The organism is Paraburkholderia atlantica (genome assembly GCF_000092885.1).
Taxonomy (GTDB): domain Bacteria; phylum Pseudomonadota; class Gammaproteobacteria; order Burkholderiales; family Burkholderiaceae; genus Paraburkholderia; species Paraburkholderia atlantica.
Window position 1 is genome coordinate 2,008,552 of record NC_014118.1, and the last position, 19,141, is coordinate 2,027,692.

General features: G+C 63.2%; 19 protein-coding genes. 11 read left to right on the forward strand and 8 right to left on the reverse strand.

The window, feature by feature from the left end; translation table 11 throughout:
• Positions 1 to 45: 45 nt before the first annotated feature.
• The gene (locus BC1002_RS39060; protein WP_238537968.1) at positions 46 to 291 is read right to left on the reverse strand and encodes a hypothetical protein; all 246 of its coding nucleotides are present in this window, start codon (positions 289 to 291) and stop codon (positions 46 to 48) included.
• Here BC1002_RS39060 and BC1002_RS25095 point away from each other — a divergent pair.
• The 4 genes from BC1002_RS25095 (at position 277) to BC1002_RS25110 (ending at position 3,854) form a co-directional block, all read left to right on the forward strand.
• A complete protein-coding gene (locus BC1002_RS25095) occupies positions 277 to 2,094 on the forward strand; it encodes a putative bifunctional diguanylate cyclase/phosphodiesterase (protein ID WP_238537969.1) in 1,818 nt (605 codons plus the stop codon). The two genes, BC1002_RS39060 and BC1002_RS25095, sit on opposite strands and share 15 nt — an antisense overlap.
• 148 nt (positions 2,095 to 2,242) lie before the next feature.
• Positions 2,243 to 2,629 carry a hypothetical protein gene (locus tag BC1002_RS25100; protein ID WP_013092804.1) on the forward strand — a complete coding sequence of 129 codons (387 nt, stop codon included), beginning with the start codon at positions 2,243 to 2,245 and terminating at the stop codon, positions 2,627 to 2,629.
• 241 nt (positions 2,630 to 2,870) lie between these two features.
• On the forward strand, positions 2,871 to 3,185 hold the full coding sequence (locus BC1002_RS25105) for a hypothetical protein (RefSeq protein ID WP_013092805.1): 315 nt from the start codon (positions 2,871 to 2,873) through the stop codon (positions 3,183 to 3,185).
• Between the two features lie 129 nt (positions 3,186 to 3,314).
• Positions 3,315 to 3,854 carry an Mpo1 family 2-hydroxy fatty acid dioxygenase gene (locus BC1002_RS25110; RefSeq protein WP_013092806.1) on the forward strand — a complete coding sequence of 180 codons (540 nt, stop codon included), beginning with the start codon at positions 3,315 to 3,317 and terminating at the stop codon, positions 3,852 to 3,854.
• A gap of 14 nt (positions 3,855 to 3,868) precedes the next feature.
• Here BC1002_RS25110 and rarD read toward each other — a convergent pair whose 3' ends face one another.
• Entirely contained in the window at positions 3,869 to 4,765 is an 897-nt protein-coding gene (gene rarD, locus BC1002_RS25115; RefSeq protein WP_013092807.1) for an EamA family transporter RarD, read from the reverse strand.
• A gap of 557 nt (positions 4,766 to 5,322) precedes the next feature.
• On the opposite strand from rarD, the gene egtD reads away from it, so the two are divergent.
• Positions 5,323 to 6,306: an L-histidine N(alpha)-methyltransferase gene (egtD, locus tag BC1002_RS25120; RefSeq protein WP_013092808.1), complete on the forward strand. Its 984-nt coding sequence runs from the start codon at positions 5,323 to 5,325 to the stop codon at positions 6,304 to 6,306.
• A 103-nt stretch (positions 6,307 to 6,409) separates the two neighbouring features.
• On the opposite strand, the gene BC1002_RS25125 is transcribed toward egtD, so the two are convergent.
• On the reverse strand, positions 6,410 to 6,703 hold the full coding sequence (locus BC1002_RS25125) for an acylphosphatase (RefSeq protein ID WP_013092809.1): 294 nt from the start codon (positions 6,701 to 6,703) through the stop codon (positions 6,410 to 6,412).
• 138 nt (positions 6,704 to 6,841) lie between these two features.
• Here BC1002_RS25125 and hpnA point away from each other — a divergent pair, with 138 nt between their 5' ends.
• Both hpnA and BC1002_RS25135 read left to right on the forward strand, forming a co-directional pair.
• Positions 6,842 to 7,852, forward strand: a complete 1,011-nt coding sequence (gene hpnA / locus BC1002_RS25130; RefSeq protein ID WP_013092810.1) for a hopanoid-associated sugar epimerase — start codon at positions 6,842 to 6,844, stop codon at positions 7,850 to 7,852.
• A 99-nt stretch (positions 7,853 to 7,951) separates the two neighbouring features.
• On the forward strand, positions 7,952 to 8,527 hold the full coding sequence (locus tag BC1002_RS25135) for a hypothetical protein (protein WP_013092811.1): 576 nt from the start codon (positions 7,952 to 7,954) through the stop codon (positions 8,525 to 8,527).
• A 91-nt stretch (positions 8,528 to 8,618) separates the two neighbouring features.
• Here the strand turns inward: BC1002_RS25135 and BC1002_RS25140 are convergent, their stop codons facing one another.
• Together BC1002_RS25140 and hpnC are read right to left on the reverse strand one after the other, a co-directional pair.
• Positions 8,619 to 9,791 carry a glycosyltransferase gene (locus BC1002_RS25140; protein WP_013092812.1) on the reverse strand — a complete coding sequence of 391 codons (1,173 nt, stop codon included), beginning with the start codon at positions 9,789 to 9,791 and terminating at the stop codon, positions 8,619 to 8,621.
• Complete coding sequence (gene hpnC / locus BC1002_RS25145; RefSeq protein WP_013092813.1) at positions 9,791 to 10,657, reverse strand: squalene synthase HpnC; 867 nt, start codon at positions 10,655 to 10,657, stop codon at positions 9,791 to 9,793. Before hpnC ends, BC1002_RS25140 begins: the two co-directional genes overlap by 1 nt.
• A gap of 379 nt (positions 10,658 to 11,036) precedes the next feature.
• Here hpnC and ispH point away from each other — a divergent pair, with 379 nt between their 5' ends.
• Together ispH and hpnH are read left to right on the forward strand one after the other, a co-directional pair.
• Positions 11,037 to 11,981: a 4-hydroxy-3-methylbut-2-enyl diphosphate reductase gene (gene ispH, locus BC1002_RS25150; RefSeq protein ID WP_013092814.1), complete on the forward strand. Its 945-nt coding sequence runs from the start codon at positions 11,037 to 11,039 to the stop codon at positions 11,979 to 11,981.
• A 10-nt stretch (positions 11,982 to 11,991) separates the two neighbouring features.
• On the forward strand, positions 11,992 to 13,146 hold the full coding sequence (gene hpnH, locus BC1002_RS25155; RefSeq protein WP_013092815.1) for an adenosyl-hopene transferase HpnH: 1,155 nt from the start codon (positions 11,992 to 11,994) through the stop codon (positions 13,144 to 13,146).
• 115 nt (positions 13,147 to 13,261) lie between these two features.
• On the opposite strand, the gene BC1002_RS25160 is transcribed toward hpnH, so the two are convergent.
• Entirely contained in the window at positions 13,262 to 13,864 is a 603-nt protein-coding gene (locus BC1002_RS25160; protein ID WP_013092816.1) for an MlaC/ttg2D family ABC transporter substrate-binding protein, read from the reverse strand.
• A 210-nt stretch (positions 13,865 to 14,074) separates the two neighbouring features.
• Between BC1002_RS25160 and hpnN the strand changes: the two genes are divergently transcribed.
• Together hpnN and BC1002_RS25170 are read left to right on the forward strand one after the other, a co-directional pair.
• The gene (hpnN, locus tag BC1002_RS25165) at positions 14,075 to 16,690 is read left to right on the forward strand and encodes a hopanoid transporter HpnN (RefSeq protein ID WP_013092817.1); all 2,616 of its coding nucleotides are present in this window, start codon (positions 14,075 to 14,077) and stop codon (positions 16,688 to 16,690) included.
• A 2-nt stretch (positions 16,691 to 16,692) separates the two neighbouring features.
• On the forward strand, positions 16,693 to 17,712 hold the full coding sequence (locus BC1002_RS25170; RefSeq protein WP_013092818.1) for an MlaA family lipoprotein: 1,020 nt from the start codon (positions 16,693 to 16,695) through the stop codon (positions 17,710 to 17,712).
• A gap of 96 nt (positions 17,713 to 17,808) precedes the next feature.
• Here BC1002_RS25170 and BC1002_RS25175 read toward each other — a convergent pair whose 3' ends face one another.
• Complete coding sequence (locus BC1002_RS25175) at positions 17,809 to 18,294, reverse strand: acyl-CoA thioesterase (RefSeq protein ID WP_041735413.1); 486 nt, start codon at positions 18,292 to 18,294, stop codon at positions 17,809 to 17,811.
• A 262-nt stretch (positions 18,295 to 18,556) separates the two neighbouring features.
• Entirely contained in the window at positions 18,557 to 19,033 is a 477-nt protein-coding gene (locus BC1002_RS25180; RefSeq protein ID WP_013092820.1) for a DUF3828 domain-containing protein, read from the reverse strand.
• Between the last annotated feature and the right edge of the window lie 108 nt (positions 19,034 to 19,141).

Consider the following 19,141-nt stretch of genomic DNA (forward strand, 5'->3'; position numbering starts at 1 on the left):
ATCCCCAGCGCCCTAAGGCAAGTCATGCAGCCACCTGAACATTCACTATCCGGGCGGGCCGGTTTTCGCCCGTGCCGCGTTGACGGAAAGGGAAGCGCCTTGGGACAGGAAGTAGCGCGCAAAGCCGGTACTGTCATAGCCGTGCTTGCCATTCTCGCTGTCATTGCGACGAGTACCTTCCTCGCAATCCGCCAGAGCAGCGAGCAGGACAGTTCGCTTCGGACGATCCAGGCTTCCGGGCGGCTGCGCCATGACCTCGACCAGGTTCAGCACGTCATGCTCGATGAGCATGCGACGCTCTACACCTCGATAGCGACGGTGCCGCTCTACAATCGCGCCGCTTATAGCTTTCCGATGCTGGAACTGCTCGCGTTGACGCGCGACGCGCGCGAGAGTTGCAGCGAGAACCACGAATGCGTATCGCGGCTGTCGGATCTGGACGACATGATCGGCAGACTCAGCGAGCAGAGCTTCGGTCTTGCGCGCATGATCGCGGAGCATCCCGGCAGCGTGGCAGTAGGCGACCCCAGACTCGAGGAAATCGACGCATATTTCTACAGCGTCCTCGAGCGGGTCGTCGACGTACGGCTCGCGGCCGACGCCAAGGTCGCTTCAGTCGTCAGCAAATCGTCGTTGGATGCGAAGTGGTTTACGCGCATGCTACTGGCCTGCGGCGTCGCTTCGGCCTTGTTGCTACTGTCGTTGATTCACTGGAACGGCCGCATTGGAGCGCATCTTCGCCGCTCGCTCAAAAGACTCGAGCATCAAGCCAAATACGATGCCCTGACCGAGTTGCCGAACCGGGTGCTGCTCGGCGAACATCTTTCGGAGTCGCTAGTGCGCGCGGCCGCGACAGGCCAGAACGTTTCCGTCCTGTTCCTCGATCTCGACCGTTTCAAGGACGTCAACGATTCGCTCGGACACCGCGTCGGCGATTTGCTGCTGCAAGCTGTGGCGCGAAGGCTTCAGCGCCTGCTGCGCGCGACGGATTTCGTCGCGCGCTACGGGGGCGATGAATTCGTCATCATCGCGGAACGAGCCGACGTGAAGCAACTCACCGAAATGCTGGACACGCTGATTCACGAGATGAGCGAGCCGTATCGCATCGGCGAGCACGAGCTTTATCTCGAAGCAAGCATCGGCGTCAGTACTTATCCACAAGACGGAGCCCAGCCGGAACTGCTCACGCGCAATGCCGATGCCGCGTTGTACGTGGCGAAATCGCGCGGGCGAAACGGCTATCAATTCTACGAGCCGGAGCTGAGCCGGGCGGCCGCCGAAAAGTTGCGGCTCACGACGCGACTGCGGCGCGCGGCGAAAGCCAGCGAGTTGTATCTCGCGTATCAACCGCAGATCGACATGAAAAGCGGATGCATCGTCGGCGCCGAGGCGCTGTTACGGTGGCACGACGACGAACTCGGTGAGGTGTCGCCGGCCGTCTTCATCCCGCTTGCCGAAGAAACCGGTTTGATCCAGAGCATCGGCACCTGGGTATTGCGGCAGGCGTGCCTGCAGGCGAGCGCGTGGGTACGCTCGGGGCTTCCGCCCGTGCGCATCTCGGTCAATGTTTCGCCACTTCAACTCGAACGGGCAGACCTTCCAGGTGTGGTGCGCTCGGCACTCGAGGACGCCAATTGGCCCGCCGAACTGCTGGAACTCGAAGTCACCGAGGGCACGCTGATGCGCAACGCGGAAGAAGCGCAACGGGCTTTTCGCGAACTGCGCGAACTCGGTGTGTCCATCGCTATCGACGACTTCGGCACCGGTTATTCGAGCCTCAGCTATCTGAAACGCTTTAGCGTCGATCGCATCAAGATCGATCGCGCCTTCGTTTGCGAAATCGGCAGAGACAAGGAGCTAGAAGCGCTGTCGCTTGCGATCATCGCGATTGCCGAGACGCTGAGCTTCGATGTCGTCGCCGAAGGAGTCGAGCTCGATGTCCAGCGCGAGTTTCTGGTCCGCCACGGATGCACGGTGGCCCAGGGTTTCCTGTTTAGCCCAGCGGTCTCGCCGGAGGCTTTAGCGCAATTGCTCGGAAAGACGGCGGTCGCGTCTTCATTGAGCGCGGCGACTTTCCGCGGATTCGCTCTCTAAGCCGCAACATGTATCCGCGCTGACGCACTACTTACGTTTTGTCACCAGCGCAGCGTCAACTCCTGTATTCCGCCCCACGTTAAACCGGCAGCGCTGAAATAATTCAGCCGCGACAAACGAATCCACCGATTCAACCAGGAGTCACATCATGAAGACGCTTTTCGCCGCTGTTGCTTCCGCACTGCTCGTGTCGACCGCATTCGCTCAAACCGCCGCACCGTCCGCCGCACAACCCGCACAACCCGCGCAAGCCGCGCAGTTGCCGGCCGCCGGCCAGGCGAATCTGAAGGCGAGCACCGCGGTGCAAGCCGGCGCAACGGACGACAGCGCGACCGCAGCGAAAGCGCCCGCCGAAGCCGCCACGCAAAAGCACGTGAAAAAGACTTCGGCCCATACGAAAAAGGCCCATAAGTCCACGGGCAAAAATGCCGTCGAAACGAGCGCCGCGAAGACTAAAACGGAGAGCGCGAAAGAGGCCAGCACTGCCCCGGCGAAAGCCGACGGCGCACAAGCCGACACGACCAAAACGCAATAACACGTGATCGGTTTCGGCGCTGACCGGCCATGCAGGTGCTGTTCAAATAGAAGTTGATCGAAGCCGGACCGTGCCGTTCAGGGAGGGCGAGTCTTATGACTCGCCTTTTTTTATACCGCGTGTCACGCCGTGTCGTATTTTTTTGTCGACAGACGCGCGAATTTTTGCACCGTCTTTACACGCGGGCGATTACTCTCGAATTGTTCCAATTCACCATCGCGTTACACGAACGCCGCATCACATGGCTCTCACGCAATCGCTCGACAAGCTCTCGCCGCAATCTGCCAGCAAGCAGATTCAACACAGCAACGTCATTCCGTTTCCGTCGCGCGCGCTTCTACTCGTGACCCTGCCGCACGCTCACTTGCGCGCACTGCTTCATTCGCCGCTCGGCGTCTATGTCATCAACACGGAAATCGTGCGCGGAGAAGACCGCGTGCAACTCGACATCGCGCGCGAAGATCTCGACTTCACGTTGCACATGCTGCTCACCACGTTGCCCGCCGCGACGATCGGCCCATTGAAACGTCGCGTCGGGCACCCGAGCGCGCGTTGAATGCGCTCGACGAGCACAGTACAAAGCATGGACAGCATCAGTGGGCGATCGTCGCTGATTGCCGGCTACCCGATGGTTTGAAAATCCGCCGCCCTCGATTATGCTGACTTTGACACGGGAGGGGCACTGATGAGAACGCTGACGCAGCACCTGACGCAATACGCGGCCTACCACCGCGACCGGCGCAATATCGCCACGCACTTCGTCGGCATTCCGCTGATCGTGCTCGCGCTCGCGGTGTTGTTGAGCCGCCCGTCGTTCGGCGCCGCGATGTTCCCGGTCAGGTTGTCCCCAGCGTGGCTGTTGTTCGTCGCGGCGACCGTCTACTACCTCGCGCTCGATGTGCCGCTCGGCGTGCTGATGGCCTGCGTGTCGGCGCTTTGTGTCAGATTCGGCGAGTGGATCGCCGCGCAAACGACTCTCATGTGGCTCGCGACCGGCATTGGGCTCTTCGTGATCGGCTGGGTGTTCCAGTTCGTCGGTCACGTCGCGTACGAACATCGCAAGCCGGCCTTCGTCGACGACGTAATCGGCCTGTTGATCGGGCCGCTATTCGTGCTCGCCGAGGCGCTGTTCGGGGTCGGCTGGCGTCCCGAGCTGCGCGACGCGATCGAGGCGCAGGTAGGCCCGACGCGCATCAATCCACGGCGGACCGAAGCGCATCGCTGAGCGGGCGTCGCCGTTCAGCTCGACGCGAACCGAACGAAGCGCACGCTGTGCAACGCTGTCAGCGCGACGGCGACCCAGATTGGCACATAGGTCGCGAGTTGCGCGACGCTCAGCGTTTCGCGCAGCAGCGTGATCGATACGAACACGAGCAGCACCGGCTCGACGTAGCCGAGGATGCCGAACAACGCGACCGGCAACAGGCGGCTCGCCTTCAGATACGAAGCGAGCGCGAGCGTGCTCAACGCACCGAGGCCCGGCAACAGCAGCAACCACATTTCCGCGCGTGCGGCGATCGCTTGCAGCGAACCGCCGCTGACGATGAACACGATCGCCACCGGCAACAGCAAGGCCATTTCGACGGTGAACATCGCGAGTGAATCCTGATTGATCTGACGGCGCAGCAGGAAATAAGGCGGATAGCCGAGCGCAACGACCAGCGTCGGCCATGAAAACGCGCCGGTCACCCACAGCTCGTGCGCGACGCCAACGGCCGCGCAAGCGACCGCGAACCACTGCAACCCGTCGAGCCGTTCGTGATAGTGGAAGCGACCGACCAGCACCATCACGAGCGGCAGCAGGAAATAACCGAGCGACACTTCGAGCATCCGCCCATGCAGCGGCGCCCACAGAAACAGCCATAGCTGCACGCCGAGCAAGCCAGCGGCGACGATCATCGCGACGCCGAGCTTCGGCTGCTTCATCATTCGGACAACGAGTGCGTGCAGAATCGGCAGACGCTTGCGCACCGCGACGAGCAGCAGCGCGCCCGGCACGGTCCAAACGATGCGCCACGCGAAGATGTCGAGGCCCGAAAGCGGTTTCAGCAGCGTCGCGTAAGCGGACAGTAACGCGAACATCGCCGACGCACCGACCGACAATGCGATCCCTCGCCTGAAGTCGTTGTGGTTCATGGCGTGGTCCGGAATCGGCGTGACGCGTGGGCTTGCGGTGCGCGACGCAGGCTCGCGGCGTTCGTTGTCGTCATGAATAAGATGTCTCGTGAGCAGGCGGGCGTGCGTGCAAAACGGCCGACGCTGCGTTGTTGTTTTGAAGCGGCTGTGCAAAACCGCAGGAAAACGGGCATTCTAGACGGGTTATTCGCCGACGGACCTGCGCTTTTTCGTCAATCGGCTGCAATTAGTCGTGCACATCGCCCGTCGATGCACTAGAACATAACTTCGTGCGCGCGGCCGGCGAAGCCATTTCCGGTTCGTCAGCGCCGTGCGCGAATCTTGCTACCAAGTTTTGCACGCTGTGGCCGCATCACTCGCGACAACGACGGCCACAGCAGCACGAAACCAGCAGCACCCACGAGCCGGGTCGGCGAATGCAACTCTGAGCGCAGTCTTGGAGGCCGCCATGAACCGACGTCCGCGCATCTCGCCCACGGCATGCGTCAACCGCGTTCATCGCGCATGCCACCACCCGGCAGCAATCCCGCTCATCGAATGTGACTACTGGAGCCAGCATGACCCAGCCAGCCCTATCGCTTAGCAACTCGCCTTCCGAACTGCGCCGCGCCTTCGCCGCCGACGTGCACGCCGGCCTCACCCACACGCCACAAAAAGAGCTGCCGTCGAAGTATCTGTACGACGAAGTCGGCTCCGCACTTTTTGAAGTGATTACCGTATTGCCCGAATACGGCGTCACGCGCGCCGAAGAACGGCTGCTCGCGAAGCACGCGGCCGATATCGTCGAGCATTTGCCGCATGACGTGACGGTCGCCGAACTCGGCAGCGGCAGCGGCCGCAAAACGCGGCGCATTCTCGAGGCACTGTGTAAAAAGCGCCCCACTTCTTACTGCCCGATTGAAATTTCGCGCAGTGCATTGCAGTTGTGCCGGCGCGAACTCGGTGACATCGAGCGGATTTCGATCGTCGGTTATGAGCGCGACTATCTGGCCGGTCTCGCCGAAGTGAGCCGGCAGCGCGCGCCCGGCGACCGCTTGCTCGTACTCTTTCTCGGCAGCACGATCGGCAACTTCGGCCGGCTCGCGGCGACGCGTTTTCTGCGCGACATCCGCAACATGCTCGCGCCCGGTGACGCGTTGCTGCTCGGCACCGATCTGATCAAACCGACGCCCGTGCTGATCGCCGCCTACGACGACGCGGTCGGCGTGACCGCGTCGTTCAATCTGAACCTGCTCGCGCGCATCAACCGCGAACTCGACGCCGACTTCCCGCTCGATGAGTTCGAGCACGTCGCGCGCTTCAATCCGGATGCTCGCAGCATCGAGATGCATCTGCGCGCAAAGCGCGATATCACCGCTCACGTGCGCGCGGCAAAGCTAACGGTGTCGCTGAAGGAGGGCGAGACGATCTGGACCGAAAGCAGCCACAAGTATCGCGCGGAGGAATTGCCCGCGATCGCCGATGACGCCGGCTTCGTGTGCAGTCATCAGTGGATCGAGGATGAGTGGGGATTCGCGGAGAGTTTGCTGGTTGCGCGCTAAGCGCTGACTACGCGGCAAACCACGGCCGATCAAGGCATCAACGAAAAAGCGGCGCGCCCTCCTCTGGAGGGCGCGCCGCTTTTTTTACCCGCTTGGCTCGAACTCAATGCTGCTCGAAGCGCTCGTACCGCTTGTCGGTCGCGCGCTCCTCGCCGCTCACCTCGGTCACGCGCGCCGCCGGCGGTCCGTGACGCAGCCACGACAGCATCCGGTCGATCTGATTGGCCGGTCCCTGCAACATCGCCTCGACCGAACCGTCATCGAGATTCGCGACCCATCCCTTGATGCCGAGCGCGTGCGCCTGGCGCACCGTCGCGAGGCGAAAGCCGACGCCCTGCACTGTGCCGCGCACCCGCGCGTAATACGTTTCGATCCGCTCATCCAGATCCGGGGCCATGCCGCTACCTCCTTTTAATGCCTGACTGTCTTTCAAGCCGGCATTCTAGTCGTGTCACGGCGAGCGTGCTCGACAACACCCATCCGTCGCGCGCGCCACGTACAATCCGTCGACCGTCACGCAGGAAATGGAATCAGAATGACCGAACAGAATCGCGATCTCGTGCTCGTGACCGGCGCATCCGGCTTCGTCGGCTCGTCGGTGGCGCGCATCGCGCAAAGCAAGGGCTTTCGTGTGCGCGTGCTGGTGCGCGCGACGAGTCCGCGCCAGAACGTCGAATCGCTCGATGCGGAAATCGTCGTCGGCGACATGCGCGACGAAGCATCGATGCGCAACGCGCTGCGCGGCGTGCGCTATCTGCTGCACGTGGCCGCCGACTATCGGCTGTGGGCGCCGGACCCTGGCGAGATCGAGCGCGCGAATCTCGAAGGCACCGAGGCGACGATGCGCGCGGCGTTGAAGGAAGGCGTGGAACGCATCGTATACACGAGCAGCGTCGCGACGCTGAAGGTGACGAGCTCCGGCCAGTCCGCCGACGAAACCTCGCCGCTGCGCGCCGATCAGGCGATCGGCGTCTACAAGCGCAGCAAGGTGCTCGCCGAGCGCGCGGTCGAGCGCATGATCGCCGAGGACGGCCTGCCCGCGGTGATCGTCAATCCGTCGACGCCGATCGGCCCGCGCGACGTGAAGCCGACGCCGACCGGCCGCATCATTCTGGAGGCGGCGCTCGGCAAGATTCCCGCGTTCGTCGACACGGGGCTGAACCTCGTGCACGTCGACGACGTCGCCGCCGGCCATTTCCTCGCGCTCGAACGCGGCAAGATCGGCGAGCGCTATATTCTCGGTGGCGAAAATCTGCCGCTGCAGCAGATGCTCGCCGACATCGCGGCGTTGACCGGCCGCAAGGCACCCACACTGAGCCTGCCGCGCTGGCCCTTATATCCGCTCGCGATGGGCGCGGAAGCGGTCGCCAAGTTCACGAAGCGCGAACCGTTCGTCACCGTCGACGGACTGAAGATGTCGAAGAACAAGATGTATTTCACATCGGCGAAGGCAGAACGCGAACTGGGGTATCGCGCGCGGCCTTATCGCGAGGGTCTCGCCGATGCGCTCGAATGGTTTCGGCTGGCGGGGTATCTGAAGCGGTAAGCGACAGCCGTAAGCATTTTGTTACAAGTCCCGCGCCGGCGACGGGTCCAAGCCCGCGCGCAGCAGGTAAAATCGCGGGTCCTACCTGAGAAACCTCGCATGAATCTTCACGAACAGCTCGGCGCGCTGGAAATGGGCGTCGATCAGCTCATTCAGGCTGTCGTGGCCACGCAGGCCGAGAACACTCCCGAGACAAACGCTGACGCGGCATCGGCCGTGGCGGTGGAGCATGCCGCGCACGACGCAGCGGCAGAAGCGGCAGCGGAACAGCCCGCGAGCCCCGCAGCAACGGCCGAAGCAAACGTCGAAGCAAACGCCGAAACGATCGATAAGCCGGCCGCCCCGCAAATCCAGCCGACGCTCGAAATCAACCGCCCCGCGCGTGACGAAATCACGATGACGATCGGCAACCAGACCGTCGCGCTGCGCCCGGAACAGATCAGCAGGCTGATCGAGGAACTGTCGAACGCGCGCGCGTCGATGACGCCGGAGCAGCCGCAAGGCATCCCGCGGGGCTGGCAATTCGTGTCGACGAAGAATCCGATGATGGCCGTGCAGAAGCAGTCGAGCGGCGACCGTTTGCTCGTGATGCGCCACACCGGCCACGGCTGGGTGCCGTTCACGTTCTCGCCCGACGTCGTGATCCAGATGTACATGATGCTGACGAACGCGTGATGAGAAGCGCGTGACGAAAAAAAGCGGCCCGGAGCCGCTTTTTTTACGTCTGCATTCTGCATCCGACGAGCGCCTCGGCCATCGCCCGAATTTAACGCTCCTGGACCGGCGCTTGCACGCGCGCCTTCCACTGCCCACCCTTGCCGCGCCAGTAACGCACCGCCGATGCGAACGTCGCGCCGACATAAAACAGCGCCACGAGCGGCAGAAACGGTGCCCACAGCGGCGAGCGCCGGTAGTAGACGAGCATCGGCGCATACGCGCAGCACATCGCCGCCCACGCGATCCAGGCCGGCCAGCCGAGCGGCCCGAGGATCAACGCCGCGACCGGCGGCAACAGATAGATGATCGCCATGCCGACGAGCGTGCCTGCGAGCAGCAGCGGCGAGTAGCGCAACTGCGTGAACGCGGTACGGGCAATCATGTTCCAGATGTCGCGCCAGCTATCGTACGGACGCAGCGACACGCTCTTCGCCGCCACGTCGAGGCGGATCGGATGACGCCCGGTGCCACGATGCTTGATGCGCGCGGCGAGGCTGCAATCGTCGATCAGCTCGGCGCGGATCGACTCGATGCCGCCCGCCTCCTCGAGCGCCGCGCGGCGCACCAGCATGCAGCCGCCCGCCGCGGCCGCGGTACGGTTGCGCGGATTGTTGACCCACGCGAACGGATACAGCTTCGCGAAGAAGAACACGAAGGCCGGAATCAGCGCCTTTTCCCAGAACGAATCGCAGCGCAGCCTGACCATCAGCGAGACGAGGTCGCGCTTTTCGGCATCCGCGCGCGCGACGAGTTGCGTCAGTGCCTCGGCGGGATGGCCGATGTCGGCGTCGGTCAGCAACAGGAACTCGGCCGGCAGATCGAGCGTGCGCACCGCCTCGATGCCCTGCGACTGCGCCCACACCTTGCCGGACCAGCCCGGCGGCAACGGCTTCGCGCTCAGCACGGTGAGGCGCTCCGGACATTGCTGCTGCAGCGCGGCAGCCCGCGCGGCGTCGGCTGTGCCGTCGGTGCTGTGATCGTCGACGACGATCACGTGGAACGCGCCCCGATAGTCCTGCTTGAGCAGCGACGTGACCGCCTCGGCGATCACGTCGACTTCATTTCGCGCCGGCACGACGGCCGCGACGGCCGGCCATGCGTCGCGCGCCGCGATGGTCAGCGGCGCGGCGGGACGCGCGCGCCAGAAGCCGCCGCGCGCGAACAGCAGCACGCACCAGATCAGCAGGGAAACACACGAAAGAATGAACAGGACCGCCGCCATTAAGCATTACCCTCGATTGAACGCGTCGCCATGCCGACGCGTCTGGACAGTTGCATTGTCAGGGTGCGTGCCGCCACCACGCACCAGTCGAACAGATTGAGCAGCGGGCGCTTGCGGAACACATCGTAGTCCGCGCGCTCGATGCGCTCGAGAAACCGCAGTCCGGCATGCACCGCGCCGCTCAGCTCGATGCCGAGCCGCCCCGGCATGCGCAGCGCGAGCGGCGCGCCGCTGATCAGCGTGGCACGCACGAACGCGATTTCGTGCGCCATCAGCGCGCGCCACGCATCATCGACGACACCATCGGCAATCTGCGCCTCGGTCACGCCGAAGCGCAGCAGATCGGCTTGCGGCAGGTACACGTGCTGTCGTTGCCAATCGGCGGCGACGTCGAGCCAGAAGCTGATCAGCTGCGACGCCGTGCAGATCGCGTCGGCGTCGGCGAGATTGTCCGGCGTCGCCGCACCGACCAGATGCAGCAGCAGATGCCCGACCGGATGCGCCGAACGGCGGCAATAGTCGACGAGTTCGGCGCGATCCGCGTAGCGATGGGTATCGATGTCCTGCGCGCAGCCGTCGAGCAGATCGTAGAACGGTTCGAGCGGCAGCTCGTATTGCGCGATCACGCCAGCGAGCTTGCCGAACAGCAGCGCATGCACGGGCGCGGCGCGCCGTTGCGCGATCGCGTCGAGCCCGGCGCGGAAATCGGCCAGGCGGGCATGCCGCTCGGCGGCGTTCCACTGACCTTCGGCGGAGATATCGGCCGCGGTGCGCACGACCTGATAGATAATACCGACAGGCGCGCGTAGCGCCTTCGGCAGCAACACGCTCGCGATCGGAAAGTTTTCGTGTTGATCGACGTCCATCCAGCGAGCCTCGAAACCATTCTGTAATACAGCGCGATGTCCGCGCAGCAAGGACCGGTAGTTTAAGGGTTCCGCCGTGGCGGTGCAGTGTGCGGTCATGGCCGGGCGCATTGCGAGGCGATCTGGCGCTGGCTCCTTACATCGTTGTAACGCTCCTCGTAGCCCCGGTCCTCCGCAAGCCCCAGCAAATGCGGCAAGCGCCCAACACACGGGCCGCACTAGAAAGCAAAGCGGCCCCGATAGCGTTAGAATGCGCGTTTGGTTTTGCTGTACCGGCCGGTCGCCGGGGCTCAAGACGTCAACTAATCAAGATGAGCGCGGCGATAAAGTCAGCTTCACGACTTCTTCGAAACCCGCGTTAGTCGGAGTTCGCCAACTTATGCGAGTCATCCTTGCCCAGCCGCGCGGCTTTTGTGCGGGCGTTGTCCGCGCAATCGAAATCGTCGATCGTGCGTTACAGCAACACGGCGCGCCCGTGTATGTCCGCCACGAGATTGTCCATAACCGTCACGTGGTCGACAATCTGCGCCAGAAGGGCGCGCGTTTCGTCGAGGAACTCGATGAAGTGCCGCAAGGTGCCGTGGCGATATTCAGCGCGCATGGGGTTGCGCAAACCGTCGAACGTGATGCCGAAGCGCGCGGCCTCGACGTGCTCGACGCCACCTGCCCGCTCGTGACCAAGGTGCATGTGCAGGGTCGCCAGTACGTGGCCGCCGGCCGCACGCTGATCCTGATCGGCCACGCCGGCCATCCGGAAGTGGAAGGCACGATCGGCCAGATTCCCGGTACGGTGCTGCTGGTGCAGAGCGAGGCAGAAGTCGCGAAGCTCGAGTTGCCGGTCGATACGCCGCTCGCCTACGTGACGCAAACCACGCTGTCGGTCGACGACACACGCGGCATCATCGACGCATTGCTGCGCCGCTTTACCGACATCGTCGGTCCCGACACGCGCGACATCTGCTATGCAACGCAGAACCGCCAGGCGGCAGTGCGCGAGCTGTCCAAACAGGTCGACGTCCTGCTCGTCGTGGGTGCCACCAACAGCTCGAACTCGAACCGGCTGCGCGAAATCGGCAGCGAGAGCGGCGTGGCGAGCTACCTCGTCGCCGACGGCTCCGAAGTGAAGACGGAATGGTTCGCAAACGTGCGCACGGTCGGCATCACGGCCGGCGCGTCGGCACCTGAAGAAATGGTCGAAAACGTAATCGATGCGCTGCGCGCATTGGGGCCCGTCGATGTCACGACGATGGCGGGCCGTGAAGAAAAAGTCGAATTCAAGTTGCCATCGAAACTGATGCAACCACTCGCTGCACGCGAAGTTTAAGGAGGACGCCTTGTCTATTCCGCTGCTACAGAAAGTCCGCGTCGGCGCATACATCATGCGCCAGCATCTCTCCGGCAACAAACGCTATCCGCTCGCCCTGATGCTGGAGCCGCTGTTCCGCTGCAATCTCGCCTGCAATGGCTGCGGCAAGATCGACTATCCGGATCCGATCCTGAACCAGCGTCTGTCGCTCGAAGAATGCCTGCAGGCAGTCGACGAATGCGGCGCGCCGGTCGTGTCGATCGCCGGTGGCGAGCCGCTGCTGCACAAGGAAATGCCGCAGATCGTCAAGGGCATCATGGCGCGCAAGAAGTTCGTGTACCTGTGCACGAACGCGCTGCTGATGGAAAAGAAGATGGACGACTACGAGCCGAATCCGTACTTCGTGTGGTCGGTTCACCTCGACGGCGACAAGGAAGCGCACGATCACTCGGTGTCGCAGGAAGGCGTGTACGAGAAGGCCGTCGCCGCAATTCGCGAAGCGAAGCGCCGCGGCTTCCGCGTGAACATCAACTGCACGCTGTTCAACGACGCACAGCCGGAACGTGTGGCGAAGTTCTTCGACACGCTGGGCCCGATGGGCGTCGACGGTATCACAGTGTCGCCGGGTTATGCATATGAGCGCGCGCCGGATCAGCAGCACTTTTTGAATCGCGACAAGACCAAGCAGCTGTTCCGCGAGATCTTCAAGCGCGGCAACAACGGCAAGAACTGGTCGTTCAGCCAGTCGGCGATGTTCCTCGACTTCCTCGCGGGCAACCAGACCTACGAATGCACGCCGTGGGGCAACCCGGCGCGTACCGTGTTCGGCTGGCAAAAGCCGTGCTATCTGGTCGGCGAAGGCTACGTGAAGACCTTCAAGGAACTGATGGAAACCACGGACTGGGACAAATACGGCACCGGCAACTACGAGAAGTGCGCGGACTGCATGGTCCACTGCGGTTTCGAAGCGACGGCCGTGATGGACACGGTTGCGCATCCGCTGAAGGCGCTGAAGGTCAGCATGCGCGGTCCGAAGACTACGGGCGCGTTCGCGCAAGACATCCCGCTCGACAAGCAGCGTCCCGCCGAGTACGTGTTCTCGCGTCACGTCGAGATCAAGCTCGAAGAAATCACGCGCGCCGGCAAGGGCAAGAAGGTGGAGACCGCGACGGCGACGCACTGAGGCGTTCCACAGGAGGCGGCCGGGCGCCGCCTATGAAGCATGAAAAAAGCGCAGTGGCCAAGCAAGGCCACCGCGCTTTTCTTTTACCGATTACAGCTTCCGTCGACCGACCCGCTTACGCGCCGCGCGCATTATGCTCGGTCAGGAACTTGATCAGCCCGTCGATGCCGCCTTTGGCGATCTGATCGGCGAACTGCGTCTGATACACCTGGATCAGCCATGCGCCCATCATGTTGATGTCGTAGATCTTCCAGCCCGACGGCCCCTTGGTGAGGCGGTAGTCGATCGCATCGTCGCCGCCGGTGCTGATCACGTGCGATTGCACGACGATGTCGGTCGCGCCGCTTTGCACATTGACCGGCGCAAACTGGAACTTCACCTCCTGGTTGCGCAGCTGCGACAGCGACGCGGCATAGGTACGCGTGAGCAGCAGCGTAAACTGCTCGTACAGTTGCTTCTGCTGCTCCGGCGTCGCGGTCGCCCACGGCTTGCCGACAGCAATGCGCGTGGTGCGCTGGAAGTCGGTGGCGGGCAGGAAGTGGGTCTGGACGACCTGGGTGATCTTCGCCATGTCGCCGCCGCGCGCCTGCGGGTCAGCCTTCATTGCAGTCACCGTGCCCTGGACCGCACTTTTTACCACCGCGTCGGGTGCGCTCTGCGCAAACGCCGCAGTGGATACCACGGCCGCAGCCACAAAAGCAGTCAGATATCGTTTCATACGCTTGTCATGACTCGAAAGAAGTAGCGCCGGCGGGCCGTAGCCCCACGGCTAAAGAGGGTAGACCAGTATAGCGGGGATTACGTTCCCATCCTGGCGAAGCTGTCAGGAGCCGTACTTGCTACCGAAGTCGGGCTTGCTTGCCCGGGCTCTGTATACTTATGCACCTTCGTCAAAAACAACACCCGTGATAAGGCCACGTCCGCCTACATGCTGAAGCCATATATCGTCCGTCTCGTCGCGTATTCGGTGCGTCATCCGCTCAGGATCATCGCGCTGTCGATCGTGCTCGCTGTCCTGAGCGGCATATACGTCGCGCATAACTTCAGGATCAACACGGACATCAGCCGTCTCGTCGAGACCGACAAGCAATGGGCGGCAGCCCAGAATGCGATCGACGCCGCCTTCCCCGACCGCGGCGACACCATGCTGGTGGTGGTCGAGGCGCGCGCGCCCGAATTCGCCGACGCCGCCGCCAACGCGCTGACCGCCGCGCTCAGAGCCGATACTAAAGAGTTCACGTCGGTCTCGCAGCCCTCCGGTGGCCCGTTCTTCGAACACAACGGCCTGCTGTTTCCGTCCACCGACGAGGTGATGTCCACCACCTCGCAACTCGTGCAGTCGCGCCCGCTCGTCAATCAGCTTGCGCATGATCCGAGCCTGACCGGTCTCGCCGGCACGCTGACCACGAGCCTGCTGCTGCCGCTGCAACTCGGCCAGGTCAAACTCCCCGACATGAGCCGGCTGCTTGCGCAAAGCGCGAACACGCTCGATCGCGTGCTGGCCGGCCAACCCGCCGCGTTCTCGTGGCGCGCGCTCGTCGATAAAAGCGCCGCTACCGATCCGGCGCGCGCGTTCGTGGTCGTGCAGCCGGTCGTCAACTACGACGCGCTGGAGCCGGGCGCGAGCGCATCGAGGGCGATTCGCGCGACCGCGGTGTCGCTGCATCTTCAGGAGCGCTACGGCGCGACGATCCGCCTGACCGGCGAGCAGCCGCTCGCCGACGAGGAGTTCGCGTCGGTGCAGGACGGCGCGGTGCTGAACGGCATCGGCACTTTTATCGTCGTGCTGATCATTCTGTGGCTCGCGCTGCGCTCGGGCCGCATGATCGCGGCCGTGTTCATCACGCTGTTCGTCGGTCTCGCGATCACGGCCGCGCTCGGCCTGTTGATGGTCGGCGCGCTCAACATGATTTCGGTCGCGTTCATGGTGCTGTTCGTGGGGCTCGGCGTCGATTTCGGAGTGCAGTTCGGCGTCAAGTATCGCGAGGAGCGCAATCGCGACGACAGGCTGTCAGCCGCGCTGATGCACACCGCGCACAGTATCGGCGTGCCGCTCACGCTCGCGGCCGTGGCAGTCGCGCTGAGCTTCTTCTCGTTCCTGCCGACCGCGTATCGCGGCGTGTCGGAGCTTGGCCAGATCGCGGGCGTCGGCATGTTCGTCGCGTACTTCACCAACATGACGCTGTTGCCAGCGCTGCTGAAGATCTTCAATCCGCCGGGCGAAGTCGTCTCGCCGGGTTTCAAGCAGCTCGAACCCGTCGACGACTTCCTCGACCGCAATCGCAAGCCGGTGCTGATCGGCACGCTGATCGTCGTGATCGGCGCAACGCCGCTGCTCGCGCACCTGCGGTTCGACTTCAATCCGCTGCATCTGAAGGACCCGCATACGGAGTCGATGGCGACGTTGCTGTCGCTGAAGGATTCGCCCGAAGCCGCGGTCAACAACGTGCAGGCGCTGGCGCCGTCGCTTGCCGACGCCGACGCGATGGCCGAGCGATTGCGCAAGCTGCCGGAAGTGGGCCGCGTCAACACGCTGAGCACCTTTGTGCCGGCCGACCAGCAGCAGAAGATGATGCTGATCGCGAGCGCCGCGCAGCAGCTTCTGCCGGCGCTGCAACAGCAGCCCGCGCCGCAAGCCACCGACGAGGTGCGCGTTGCCGCCTTGAAGCGCGCGGCGAATCAGTTGTCGCTCGCCGCCGAGGACCATCCGGGACCGGGCGCGGCGGAGGCGCAGCATCTATCGGCGACCTTGCAAAAGCTCGCGGCCACCGACGCCGCCACGCGCGACCGCGCCGAAGTCGCGATGTCCGACACGCTGCGCATCGCGTTGAAGCAGCTGGAGAATCTACTGCAGCCGACCGAAATCACTCGCGAGACGCTGCCGCCAGGCATCACCGCGATGTGGATCGGCAAGGGCGGCCACGCGCTCGTCGATATCGCGCCGAAGGTGCTGCCCGGCGTCGATCCGAACGACGACCAGATGCTCGCCCGCTTCGCGCGCGCGGTGAAGAAGGCCGAGCCGGGCGCGATCGGCGGACCCATCTCGATCATCCATTCGGCCAACACGATCATCAAGGCGTTCCTGCAGGCGGCCGTCTATGCGCTGCTGTCGATCGCCGTGCTGCTGTGGATCGCGCTGCGCCGGATCGGCGACGTGCTGCGCACGCTGGTCCCGCTGCTGGTCTCAGCGCTCGTCACGCTCGAGTTGTGTGTGGTGTTCGGCATGCCGCTGAACTTCGCGAACATCATCGCGCTGCCGCTGATGCTCGGCGTCGGTGTCGCGTTCAAGATCTACTTCGTGATGGCGTGGCGCCACGGCCAGACTGGCCTGTTGCAGTCGAGCCTCACGCATGCGGTGCTGTTCAGCGCTGCCACAACGGCCACCGCGTTTGGTAGCCTGTGGCTGTCGCACCATCCGGGCACGTCCAGCATGGGGAGGCTGCTCGCGCTTTCGTTGTTCTGCACGCTGATCGGCGCGGTGGTTTTCCAGCCGGTGCTGATGGGCAAGCCGCGTCAACGTCGCGGGAAGCAAAAAGGAATATAAGCATGAAGCTGCGTAACACCGCGCTGGCCCTCACCGCCGCGGGTCTCATTTCCGGCTGCGCGACCGCCCCGGACCGCAAGCCGGGCGATCCGTTCGAGCCAGTGAACCGGGCAATCTTCACTTTTAACGACGGAGTCGATCGCTATATCGCCGTGCCGGTCGCGAAGGGCTATCAGAAGGTGACGCCGCAGCCGCTGCGCACCGCCGTCAGCAATTTCTTCTCGAACCTCGGCGACCTCACCAACGCCGCGAACGCGTTGCTGCAGTTGAAGATCACCGACGCGACCGAAGACATCATGCGGTTCGCGTTCAACTCGGTGTTTGGTATTGGCGGCCTGCTCGACTGGGCGACGCCGGCCGGCCTGCCCAAGCATCATCAGGATTTCGGTCTGACGCTCGGGCATTGGGGCATTCCGTCAGGTCCGTATCTGGTGCTGCCGCTGTTCGGGCCAAGCACGGTGCGCGACAGCATGGGGCTCGTCGTCGATGTGAAGTTCAATCCGCTGAACTATGTCGAGCCGGCGACCCGTAATCCGCTGTACGTGCTGCAGTTCGTCAGCACGCGGTCGGATCTGCTCGGCGCGACTAGCCTTCTGGAACAGGCTGCGCTCGACAAATACTCGTTCGTGCGTGATGCCTATGTGCAGCAGCGCCTCGCGCGTCTGCGCGGCACGAGCAATAACCCTGCGCCGCTGCCGGAGTACGACGATCACGGCGATACCGGTCCGGCTGCTGCCCCCGCAGCAGGCGCGCCGGCGGGCGGCGTGCCGAATTACTCCGATCCGGGCGATGTAGGCGAGACGCCGAATGGGGATTCGGGAGCGGGTGGCGCGGCCAAGGGCGCGCCGGGCGCACTGCCGAATTACAACGATCCGGGTGAGTCCGCACCGGCGCCCAATGGGGCTTCCGGTGGAGCCACCAAAGCGCCTGGCGGGGATCTGCCGAACTACGCCGATCCGGGGGACAGTGGCGCGGGTGCTACGCCAACTGCGCCTGCTGTGCCGGCGTCGTCCCCGCAATAGCGCCCCAAAGCACAACGGGGCGCCGTAGATGGGCGCCCCGCGTGGAAGTACAGTCAACCATCGCCCGACCAAACCCGCGGCTTTACCACAGGCCGCTCAGTGCAGGCTCTCGACCTCGCTGCGCGCCGCGACCCGGTCTTCCTCGACCGCAGCGACTGGTGCCGTTTGCGGCACCGGCTTGGAGTTCGCGCGATAGTGAGCGAACTGCTCGTCCGCGTAACGGATACGCGTGCGGCCGTGCGGCGCCGGGTCGCCGTTTTCGTCGAGATTGACGAACACCATTTTCTCGACCGTCAGAATGCTCTTGCGTGTGATCTTGTTGCGCACTTCGCAGCGCAGCGTGATCGACGTGCGGCCAAAATGCGTGGCGGTCATGCCCAGTTCGATGATGTCGCCCTGGCGCGCCGAGCTGACGAAGTTGATCTCTGACATGAACTTGGTCACGACCCGCTGGTTGTCCAGCTGAGAGATCGCGTAGATCGCGGCTTCTTCGTCGATCCAGCGCAGCAGGCTGCCGCCGAACAACGTTCCGTTGGGATTCAGGTCTTCGGGCTTGACCCATTTTCTTGTGTGGAAATTCATTTGGTACTCCGTGTCGAGGCTCCCGGGCCGACGCGTCATGCGTCAGAACCTAGGGTTAACGCTAGCATTGTACCAAAGATAGGGGTTTTCCCTAGTATTTCAACGATTGCATAATTAATCGTGCTGAAAGCTTGGATTCGTCCGAGCGGCAGTCGGCCACTGTGCCGGTACGAGCGGCTGCGCAACCGCTTAACGGACTCGCGCTGGCGGGACAGACTGAAAAGCCCGCTCGACAGCGGGGGTGTAGGTTGAGAGGTATTCCCTAATCCATCGGGTCATACTGGTGGAATCCTTGGTAGCCGGTTGTGTCCTCTACCTTGGTTATCCGCCAGTGTCCGTTTTCCTTTGCGACGAATACGACCAGATTCTGTTTTTCCCCTAACCCGAAGGTCAACGGAATTACCACCGTTCCGCCGAGCGCGATAGCGGGATGCAAACTCATCGTTTTGAGCCATATTTGTGGATCGATGTCTTGTACTCGCGTGAAATAGTCCGCACCGCCCGGCAAGCGCTTATGGCGATAGTCGTCCCGCAGATTATCGACGGTTGGTTTCGCCACATAGCTGTAAATGTGGCTATCGGTCAATTGATAAACGCTGCCCTCCTGCTGCAAATACCAGGTGTAAAACGCCTTCACAGCGGTTTCTGGTGAATCCGGAGTCGCTGCGATGGCTACACCCGGCTCGAGTGCCAACGCAACAGCCAGTGAGGCAAAAACACGCAAAATGAATTTAATCATTGTCAGTCGTGCCGGAATATTTTGTATGCAGGTTTGATGGTTCGATACGCCTGCCCCGGATAAAAGCCATGCAATTGTCGAAAGTCCGATATCCACATCTGACCGTCA

Excerpts from the sequence above, each read along its gene's own strand:
- BC1002_RS25095 (WP_238537969.1), top strand. The coding sequence starts at position 277 with ATGCTCGATGAGCATGCGACGCTCTACACCTCGATAGCGACGGTGCCG.
- BC1002_RS39060 (WP_238537968.1), bottom strand. The coding sequence starts at position 291 with ATGCTCATCGAGCATGACGTGCTGAACCTGGTCGAGGTCATGGCGCAG.
- BC1002_RS25100 (WP_013092804.1), top strand. The coding sequence starts at position 2,243 with ATGAAGACGCTTTTCGCCGCTGTTGCTTCCGCACTGCTCGTGTCGACC.
- BC1002_RS25105 (WP_013092805.1), top strand. The coding sequence starts at position 2,871 with ATGGCTCTCACGCAATCGCTCGACAAGCTCTCGCCGCAATCTGCCAGC.
- BC1002_RS25110 (WP_013092806.1), top strand. The coding sequence starts at position 3,315 with ATGAGAACGCTGACGCAGCACCTGACGCAATACGCGGCCTACCACCGC.
- rarD (WP_013092807.1), bottom strand. The coding sequence starts at position 4,765 with ATGAACCACAACGACTTCAGGCGAGGGATCGCATTGTCGGTCGGTGCG.
- egtD (WP_013092808.1), top strand. The coding sequence starts at position 5,323 with ATGACCCAGCCAGCCCTATCGCTTAGCAACTCGCCTTCCGAACTGCGC.
- BC1002_RS25125 (WP_013092809.1), bottom strand. The coding sequence starts at position 6,703 with ATGGCCCCGGATCTGGATGAGCGGATCGAAACGTATTACGCGCGGGTG.
- hpnA (WP_013092810.1), top strand. The coding sequence starts at position 6,842 with ATGACCGAACAGAATCGCGATCTCGTGCTCGTGACCGGCGCATCCGGC.
- BC1002_RS25135 (WP_013092811.1), top strand. The coding sequence starts at position 7,952 with ATGAATCTTCACGAACAGCTCGGCGCGCTGGAAATGGGCGTCGATCAG.
- BC1002_RS25140 (WP_013092812.1), bottom strand. The coding sequence starts at position 9,791 with ATGGCGGCGGTCCTGTTCATTCTTTCGTGTGTTTCCCTGCTGATCTGG.
- hpnC (WP_013092813.1), bottom strand. The coding sequence starts at position 10,657 with ATGGACGTCGATCAACACGAAAACTTTCCGATCGCGAGCGTGTTGCTG.
- ispH (WP_013092814.1), top strand. The coding sequence starts at position 11,037 with ATGCGAGTCATCCTTGCCCAGCCGCGCGGCTTTTGTGCGGGCGTTGTC.
- BC1002_RS25160 (WP_013092816.1), bottom strand. The coding sequence starts at position 13,864 with ATGAAACGATATCTGACTGCTTTTGTGGCTGCGGCCGTGGTATCCACT.
- hpnN (WP_013092817.1), top strand. The coding sequence starts at position 14,075 with ATGCTGAAGCCATATATCGTCCGTCTCGTCGCGTATTCGGTGCGTCAT.
- BC1002_RS25170 (WP_013092818.1), top strand. The coding sequence starts at position 16,693 with ATGAAGCTGCGTAACACCGCGCTGGCCCTCACCGCCGCGGGTCTCATT.
- BC1002_RS25175 (WP_041735413.1), bottom strand. The coding sequence starts at position 18,294 with ATGAATTTCCACACAAGAAAATGGGTCAAGCCCGAAGACCTGAATCCC.
- BC1002_RS25180 (WP_013092820.1), bottom strand. The coding sequence starts at position 19,033 with ATGATTAAATTCATTTTGCGTGTTTTTGCCTCACTGGCTGTTGCGTTG.